General features: G+C 64.5%; 8 protein-coding genes and 1 pseudogene. All 9 read right to left on the reverse strand.

What is annotated here, in order from left to right:
- Positions 1-181: 181 nt before the first annotated feature.
- A complete protein-coding gene (locus ACIQC5_RS23750) occupies positions 182-658 on the reverse strand; it encodes a heme-degrading domain-containing protein (RefSeq protein ID WP_400287613.1) in 477 nt (158 codons plus the stop codon).
- Complete coding sequence (locus ACIQC5_RS23755; RefSeq protein ID WP_400287614.1) at positions 655-1704, reverse strand: Gfo/Idh/MocA family protein; 1050 nt, start codon at positions 1702-1704, stop codon at positions 655-657. Before ACIQC5_RS23755 ends, ACIQC5_RS23750 begins: the two co-directional genes overlap by 4 nt.
- Positions 1705-1708: 4 nt before the next feature.
- Positions 1709-2593 carry a TolB family protein gene (locus tag ACIQC5_RS23760; RefSeq protein WP_400287616.1) on the reverse strand — a complete coding sequence of 295 codons (885 nt, stop codon included), beginning with the start codon at positions 2591-2593 and terminating at the stop codon, positions 1709-1711.
- Entirely contained in the window at positions 2590-3465 is an 876-nt protein-coding gene (locus ACIQC5_RS23765) for a DUF1080 domain-containing protein (protein WP_400287618.1), read from the reverse strand. The genes ACIQC5_RS23760 and ACIQC5_RS23765 overlap by 4 nt, the downstream gene beginning before the upstream one ends.
- Before the next feature lie 5 nt (positions 3466-3470).
- Positions 3471-4472 carry a sugar phosphate isomerase/epimerase family protein gene (locus ACIQC5_RS23770; RefSeq protein ID WP_400287620.1) on the reverse strand — a complete coding sequence of 334 codons (1002 nt, stop codon included), beginning with the start codon at positions 4470-4472 and terminating at the stop codon, positions 3471-3473.
- Between the two features lies 1 nt (position 4473).
- A complete protein-coding gene (locus ACIQC5_RS23775) occupies positions 4474-5676 on the reverse strand; it encodes a Gfo/Idh/MocA family protein (RefSeq protein ID WP_400287622.1) in 1203 nt (400 codons plus the stop codon).
- Between the two features lie 16 nt (positions 5677-5692).
- Complete coding sequence (locus tag ACIQC5_RS23780; protein ID WP_400287624.1) at positions 5693-6814, reverse strand: Gfo/Idh/MocA family protein; 1122 nt, start codon at positions 6812-6814, stop codon at positions 5693-5695.
- Positions 6811-7557: a sugar phosphate isomerase/epimerase family protein gene (locus tag ACIQC5_RS23785; RefSeq protein WP_400287626.1), complete on the reverse strand. Its 747-nt coding sequence runs from the start codon at positions 7555-7557 to the stop codon at positions 6811-6813. The genes ACIQC5_RS23780 and ACIQC5_RS23785 overlap by 4 nt, the downstream gene beginning before the upstream one ends.
- A gap of 60 nt (positions 7558-7617) precedes the next feature.
- Positions 7618-7713, reverse strand: a pseudogene (locus ACIQC5_RS23790) (carbohydrate ABC transporter permease); the annotation flags it as partial.

Genomic DNA, 7713 nt, shown 5'->3' on the forward strand with positions numbered 1-7713 from the left:
TTGTGACTCCTTGTGAGTCGACTCCTCGGCGGCCGTGGTGCCATTCCTACAGACCCACACGTGTATCTCAGCAAATCGGAGATCGGGCAAAGCTTCAGCCTCGATTGCCCTGACACACGATTGCGGATTCGCCGATAAGCACCCTTGTGACAAGCGGCGGCATTGGCTTCGTCGATACGGCCTAAGCCCCCACCGTCTTCAGGTAGCTCCGGATCCCGTCCACCACCAGTTGGTGGTCCTCATCTGAGCTCAGCCCGGACACCGTGATCGCGCCGATCACGCCAGCGCCGCGCACGCGGATCGGGAACGAGCCGCCCGCCAGGGTGTAGTCCTCGTGGGCAAGCCAACCCCCGCCCACCGGGCTGTGACCGCGAGCGGCAAACTCTTCGGACAGCAATGCGGTGCTGTGCTCAAACCGCAGCACCGAGGCTGACTTCCGGCGGATCCACTCTTCCTGGTCCGCGGTGGCACCGGGCAGGACACAACGGAAGAGCACGATGTTGTGCCGGCGGATATCTATCGCAACCCCAAACTCTGAAGAGATGGCGTGGTTGGCGATCAACGAGCCCAGGCGCCAGGCATCGTGCTGGTCGAAGCTCGCGAAAACGAGTTCTTCCTCCTGCTGGCGAAGCTCGATAATGCGCTCAGAATCCGTCATTTCGCAGCACCCTCCGAAACACCAGCACTTTCCGAATCAACAGCATCCGCCGCGTACCACAAGCCGATCTGCCGGCGAATCTCGTCCATGGCGGCCATGATGGCCACGCTCTCACTCGGCGGCAGAATGGTTCCAGCGGTGGAACCGGACCGAATCAAACGCTCCAGCTCTGCTGCCTGGTACTGCATCCCCCTGCTCTTCACCGGCTGATCAAAGCGCTCCACAACACTGCCATCAAGGGCATACACGGTGAACGGAACGGGGTTGTACCAAACGGATTCGATGTCGATCCATCCTTCCGTCCCGATCACGACCGCCCGGTTCGCTCCGGCGGCGTCCATCTCACAATCCACCAAGGCCTGCTGACCACCGGCGTACTCGAAGATCGCCGCCGTCTGGCCGTCCACGCCTGTCGCCGTCATGGTGGCGCTTGCCCGCACCACCGAAGGGGTGCCCAGCACGTCAAAGGCAAAGGAGATCGGGTAGATGCCGAGGTCCAGCAGCGCGCCACCGCCCAGAGCGGGATCGTTCAGCCGGTGGGCAGGATCCTTGGGGAGGCTCTGGTTGTGGCTGGCCACCACCTTCCGGACCTCGCCGATTGTGCCCGCCTGGATGATTTCGCGGATGCGGATCATGTGCGGAAGGAACCGCGTCCACATGGCCTCCAGCGCTACGAGGCCATTGGATTCTGCGAGGTCAACAATCTCCTGCGCTTCACGTGCGTTGATGGTGAACGCTTTCTCCACCAGGACGTGTTTCCCGGCGTTCAGGGCCAGAAGCGCGTTGGCGAGGTGGAACGGGTGCGGCGTGGCGATATAGACCACATCAACCATCGGGTCTGCAACGAGGTCTTCATAGCTGCCGTGCGCCGTAGCAACGCCGTACTGTTCGGCGAACGCCTTGCTTGAGTCCAGTGAGCGGGACCCCACGGCCTGAACCGTGAAGCCGTTCTCCTTCAGGTCCTGCGTTTGCAGGCCCGCGATGAAGCCGGTGCCGAGGATTCCCCAGCGGATGGTGCCGTCAGAAGTGCCATTGCCTAGCGTCACGTGCTTAGTCCTTTGATGAGTCAGTGATCGGGTACGCCACAAACGCAAAGCGCGCCGAATCCGGCGACCAGCTGTTGACGTTGAGGGTACCTTGGCCACCGAAAAGTGGCCAAGTATGCTGTGGTGTTGTCCAGTCCTCGGTCGAAACAAGGACGACGGCGACCGGCAAGTTGGCGGGGTGCCCTTCCGTTCCGGTGGGGAACCGGATGTACGTGGCGTAGCGGCCATCGGGGGAGAGATGCGGGAACCAATCGACGGTGTCGGATTCGAGGAGCTGCTCGAAGTCACTGCCGTCCACCCGGATCCGGGCCAGTTGGGCATGACCGGGCGCTGACGAAAAGGACTCCGTGTTCAGGTAGAGCCACTTCCCGTCGGACGAATATTCCGGTCCGTCGCAATGGCCGGCGCCGACGTCAACGCGGGCGGCAGCACCGCCGTCGGACGCTATGGTCATCAGCCTGCCGGGCTGTGTGAAGTCGCCCGCTTCGATGCCAACGTACGCCAACTGTCCACCGTCCGGGCTGACGCCGTGGAGGAAATGGAAGGAGCCGTCGTCCTCGGTGATGCGCGTGACCGGTCCTCCGTCCAACAAAGCACGGTAAATGTGGCCGTCGTTCGCGGAGAGGAAGATGCCCGCGCCGTCGGGTGCCAGGACGTGATCGTTGTTCAGGTCAGGAACGCCCGTCAGCGGAACGGGCTCCAGAGAGCCAGCAGCCAGATCGAAACGCCACAACTTCCCGTCGCCATTGAGGATGAGTGAGGCGCCGTCCAGAGCCCAGTTCGGCGCCTCCAGCAAGACCTCGTCGGTGGAGTAAACCAGCGTGGACTCGCCGCTCAGGGACGCGATCCACACCTGGCAGTGCTGACCGGGTTGAAGCGTGCGAATCATGCTGACACCGCCGTGAGTTCCTTGATGCGGATGTTCCGCCACCGGCATTGCGCACCGACGCCCCAGCGGGCTTCGCCGAAGTACGAGTCGTTGTCGTGCACTTCAAGGGCGATGTGGCCGCGTTCCCCCAAGACGTCCAGGACGTCTCCGGCGTTGTAGTTGGGCGAGTCCAAAGTAGCGGTATCGACCTCGGCCACCTTGAGCCCGTTGACCCAGGTGGTGATGACCGGCAGGGCGCCGACGCACCGGATCCGCAGCTCGTTCCAGTCGTCCCATCGCCAGGCCTTCAGGAAATCGTCGACGTCGGCCGCGTAGCTCAGGCGGTCACGCTTCTCTTCCGTGACGGGTTCTACAGACGTGGCAGGGTCATCGGCGATCAGACCGGTGGGCTTTCCGGACGCGTCACGAGCGACGTCTACTGCGAAGGGCACAGCAGAGAAACTCGCCAGTCCGTTGCCGAAGAATCCGCCAATGCCGCCGGACGGCCGGTGATCCACCAGAACCTGGAATCCTTCCCAGCTGTCCGGGCGGCGCCGGAGCATCACGCCAGTATCCGCAGGCCAATCCGGACGCATCTCCAGGATCAGCTCAAAGTCGCCGTAGGCCTGCTCAGTCACCAGATATCCGCCATAGCCGCTGCCAGGGGCATCCTGTTCGCCTACCAGGACACCGTCCTCCACGAACCAATGGGCCGGGTGCTTTTCCGGTTCCACGGGGATCTCGCGGCCGTCCTCAGCGAAGATGTCCAGCACGCTGGGGCCCCCGGGGTACAGCGAGCCATAGATCCGGGGCGCGGCGCGCCAGCCGTCCAGGCTGAGGCCATTGAACAGCGGTACGAACCCGCCGTCGTCGGGCGTTCTTGCTTCAGACATGGGACTCAGTCCTTGCTGCTGAAGGCGGCGTCGAAGGACGTTTGGGAGGCGGGGAAGTCGAACTTCTTCAGGGCGGCGAGGGCTTCGGGGGCGCCGTGGAGGCGGTCCATGCCGGCGTCTTCCCATTCCACGGAGATGGGTCCGGTGTAGCCGATCGCGGTGAGGGCGCGGAAGGAGGATTCCCAGGGCACGTCGCCGCGTCCGGCGGAGACGAAGTCCCAGCCGCGGCGGGGGTCTCCCCAGGGCAGGTGGGAGCCCATGACGGTGTTGCGGCCGGTGGGGCGCAGTTTGGTGTCCTTGCAGTCCACGTGGTAGATCCGGTCTTTGAAGTCCCAGATGAAGGAGACGGGGTCGATGCCTTGCCACATGAAGTGGGAGGGGTCCCAGTTCAGGCCGAACGCGGGCCGGTGGCCGATCGCTTCGAGGGTGCGGACGGTGGTCCAGTAGTCGTAGGCGATCTCACTCGGGTGGACTTCGTGGGCGAAGCGGACCCCGCATTCGTCGAAGACGTCCAGGATGGGGTTCCAACGGTCAGCGAAGTCCTGGTAGCCGGCCTCGATGACTTTTTCCGGGACGGGCGGGAACATGGCGACGTACTGCCAGATGGAGGAGCCGGTGAATCCGACGACGGTGTCCACCCCGAGCGCTTTGGCGAGGCGGGCGGTGTGTTTCATTTCCTCGGCGGCGCGCTGGCGGACGCCTTCGGGTTCGCCGTCGCCCCAGACGCGGGATCCGACGATTGCTTCGTGGCGGAAGTCGATGGGGTCATCGCACACGGCCTGGCCTTTGAGGTGGTTGGAGATGGCCCAGACCTTCAGGTTGTACTTTTCCAGGATGGCGAGCTTGGAGTCGACGTAGCCGGGCTCGTCCCAGCGCCAGGCGTCCAGGTGGTCTCCGGAGACGGCGATTTCCAGGCCGTCGTAGCCCCAGCCCGAGGCAAGACGCGCGACTTCCTCGAAGGGGAGGTCGGCCCACTGGCCGGTGAACAGGGTGTACGGGCGGGGCATGTCAGGCTCCTTCAAGAGGGGTTGCAGAAATCTGGATAATGGAGGATTTAGCGGCTGCGGACTCTTCCACGGCGGCCAGGATGTGCTGGACGTTCAAGCCTTCTTCGAACGACGGCGACGGCGCCTCACCGGATTCGATGGCCAGGAGGAAGTCGCGGATCTGGTGCGTGAATGTGTGCTCCCAGCCGATGATGTGACCCTGCGGCCACCACGCGCCCATGTACGGGTGTTCGGGCTCGTTGACCAGGATCCGGCGGAAGCCCTGTTCCCGGACGGGCAGTGTGGCATCCAGGAAGCCGAGTTCGTTCAGGTTCTCGAGATCGAAGAGGATGGTGCCTTTGTCGCCGTAGATCTCGAGTTTGAGGGAGTTCTTCTGTCCCGTGGCTACGCGGCTGACTTCCACGGAGGCGATTGCTCCGGAGGCGAGGGTCAGCGTGGCCCAAGCGGCGTCGTCCACCGTGACATCTTCGAGCCCGCCCGCGGGACCGCCAGCGCCGGGGCGGTTGGTCACGAAGGTGTGCAGGCGGCCAGAGACCTCGGTGACGGCATCGCCCAGGAGGTAGAGGACCTGGTCGATGGCGTGCGAGGCAATATCACCCAACGCCCCGGAACCGGCCGTTTCCTTGCGGAGGCGCCATGTCATAGGGGCCTCGGCGTCAGAGAGCCAGTCCTGCAGGTACGCGGCGCGGACGTGCCGGACAGTGCCGAGCCGGCCCTCGGCGATGAGTTCGCGGGCCAACGCGAGGGCCGGGACACGGCGGTAGTTGAATCCGATCATCGACTGCACACCGCGGGACCGCGCAGCAGCCGCCGCGGCCACCATCAACTCAGCCTCACCCAGGGTGTTGGCGAGCGGCTTTTCGACAAGCACGTGCTTGCCGGCTTCCAGCGCTGCGATGGCGATTTCGGCGTGCATCCAGCCCGGGGCGCAGATATCGATGATGTGGATGTCGTCGCGTTCAATGACGGAACGCCAATCGGTGGCGGACTCGGCCCAGCCGTATTTGGCGGCGGCTTCGGCGACGGCACCAGCGTCCCGGCCAACGAGCACTTTCTGCTCGATGGCCGGGACGTCGAAGAAGCTGGCCACATTCCGCCACGCATTCGAGTGGGCCTTCCCCATGAAGGCGTAGCCGATCGCGGCCACACCCAACGGGCGCTGCCGGGAACCCGGGCTCTGGTCAGTGTGTGCGGGGGTGGTCATGTTTTCGTTTCCTCAGTTACAGAGTTGCGGTTTCCGGTGCCCAGTCCTCAGGGACGGCTGCCGAAACGGGTGCGTTGCTGGTGACGTCCACGAACGAGCCCGATTCCACGGACTCCGCAATCGAGACCATGCTGTCCAGCACGTGGTAGGCGAGATCTCCCGTGGCGCGGTGCGGGGCACCGGAACGGAGGGCGCGGGCCATGTCCAGCACGCCCAGGCCGCGGCCGTTGGCCGGCCCGGTGGCAGGGATGATCTCCGGTTCTTCCGCGCCCGGACGCCACAGCTTCAAGTCGCCGTCGAAGTAGTTCGGGTCCGGCAGCGAGAGCGTCGCTTCAGAGCCGGTGATTTCGACGAAGCCCATCCGCAGGCGCGGCGACTCGAAGGAGAAGACGCTGTGCGAGGACTGGCCGCCCTCGAACTGCGCCATCGCGGACACGTGCGTGGGGACCTCGACGGCGAACTCCTCGCCGGCCTTGGGACCGGAACCGATCACGCGGGTCGCCTTGGCGGAGGAGCCGACGGCGGCTACCTTGCGGATCGATCCGAAGGTCTGGATCAGGGCGGTGAGGTAGTACGGGCCCATGTCGAACAAGGGACCCGCGCCGTGCTGGAACAGGAAGGCCGGGTTCGGGTGCCAGGACTCCGGGCCCGGGGTCTGGAACGTGGTCATGCCGGTCAGCGGAGTGCCGATGTCGCCGCGCTCGATGATGCGGCGTGCAGTCTGAAGGCCCGCGCCCAGGAACGTGTCCGGGGCGGTACCAAGACGGATGCCGGCGGCATCTGCTGCCTTGAGCAACCCCAGCCCGGATTCGCGGTCCAGCGAGAAAGGCTTCTCGGTCCAGACGTGCTTGCCCGCGTTGACCGCCGCCGTGGCTACCTCGACGTGCGCCGCCGGGATGGTCAGGTTGACGATGATTTCGACGTCGGGATGGTTCAGCGCCAGCTCCGGCGCACCGAATTCCGGAATGCCGTATTCCTTGGCCCGTGCCTCGGCTGCCTCGACGAAGAGGTCCGCGATGACCAGGACCTTCAGGTCCGGGAAGACCGTGAGGTTGTCCAGGTACTGCTTGCTGATGTTGCCCGCCCCGATGACAGCGACGCCGACGGGGCCCTTTCGGGTGGAGGGTGCGAAACTCATGCCTTGGCTCCTTCGGCTGCAGCGTTGAGGTAGTTCAGGCTCTCGGTGATGCCCTGGAAGATGTCGCCGGAGTAGTCGTCGAATTCAACCACGCCAACCTCCAAGGACTTGGCCGCGGCGATGACGTCCAGAACCGCGATGGTGCCCTGGCCGGCAGGCTGCTGGGCCTTGGTGTCGGTGTTGGCCGGTCCGTCCTTAATGTGGATGAACTTCACCCGGTCACCCAAACGGGCCAGGAGCTCCACGGGATCCTGACCGCCCACGGCAGCCCAGTAGGTGTCTACCTCAAGGACGAGTTCCGGATCCAGCAGGCCCTCGAAGTACTCCAGCGCGGTCTGCCCTTCGATGGTGGACTCGAGCTCCCAGGCGTGGTTGTGGTAACCCACCCGGATGCCGTACTCGGCGCCCTTCTTGGCCGCGGCGTTGAGCTTGGCAGCGGTGGCCTGGATGTCCTCGGCGGACTGCCAGTGCTCGGCCGGGAGGTAGGGATCGATCACCGTGGTGATGCCCAGTTCCTTGGCAGCCGCGAAGATCTCATCCTGGTCCTGGCTCAACAGCGGGGCATGACCGGAAGGAGCCGTGAGGCCGTTCTCCTTCAATGCGGCGCCGAGTTCCTTGGCCGTGGCCACGAAGTTGTACGGTTCCACCTGCGTGAAGCCGATGTCCGCGACCTTCTTGATGGTTCCAGGCAGATCCTCCTGGATGGCGTTCCGGAGGGTGTACAGCTGGATCGAGTACGACATTGTGTTCCTTTTCGGGAGTTGCGGTTCTGCAGGACAGATTGAGTGGCGTAGGACGGTTTGTTAGCGGCCTGCGAGGGATCCGCCGATGCCGCCGACGCTGAAGTATTTGTTGAGGGCGGCGAAGACGATGATGGGTGGGAGCATCATGATGACGGC

This window comes from Paenarthrobacter sp. NPDC092416 (assembly GCF_044755025.1).
Lineage (GTDB): Bacteria > Actinomycetota > Actinomycetes > Actinomycetales > Micrococcaceae > Arthrobacter.

Coding starts and splice junctions, on each gene's coding strand:
- ACIQC5_RS23760 (WP_400287616.1), bottom strand. CDS start 2,593: ATGATTCGCACGCTTCAACCCGGTCAGCACTGCCAGGTGTGGATCGCG.
- ACIQC5_RS23750 (WP_400287613.1), bottom strand. CDS start 658: ATGACGGATTCTGAGCGCATTATCGAGCTTCGCCAGCAGGAGGAAGAA.
- ACIQC5_RS23775 (WP_400287622.1), bottom strand. CDS start 5,676: ATGACCACCCCCGCACACACTGACCAGAGCCCGGGTTCCCGGCAGCGC.
- ACIQC5_RS23765 (WP_400287618.1), bottom strand. CDS start 3,465: ATGTCTGAAGCAAGAACGCCCGACGACGGCGGGTTCGTACCGCTGTTC.
- ACIQC5_RS23770 (WP_400287620.1), bottom strand. CDS start 4,472: ATGCCCCGCCCGTACACCCTGTTCACCGGCCAGTGGGCCGACCTCCCC.
- ACIQC5_RS23785 (WP_400287626.1), bottom strand. CDS start 7,557: ATGTCGTACTCGATCCAGCTGTACACCCTCCGGAACGCCATCCAGGAG.
- ACIQC5_RS23780 (WP_400287624.1), bottom strand. CDS start 6,814: ATGAGTTTCGCACCCTCCACCCGAAAGGGCCCCGTCGGCGTCGCTGTC.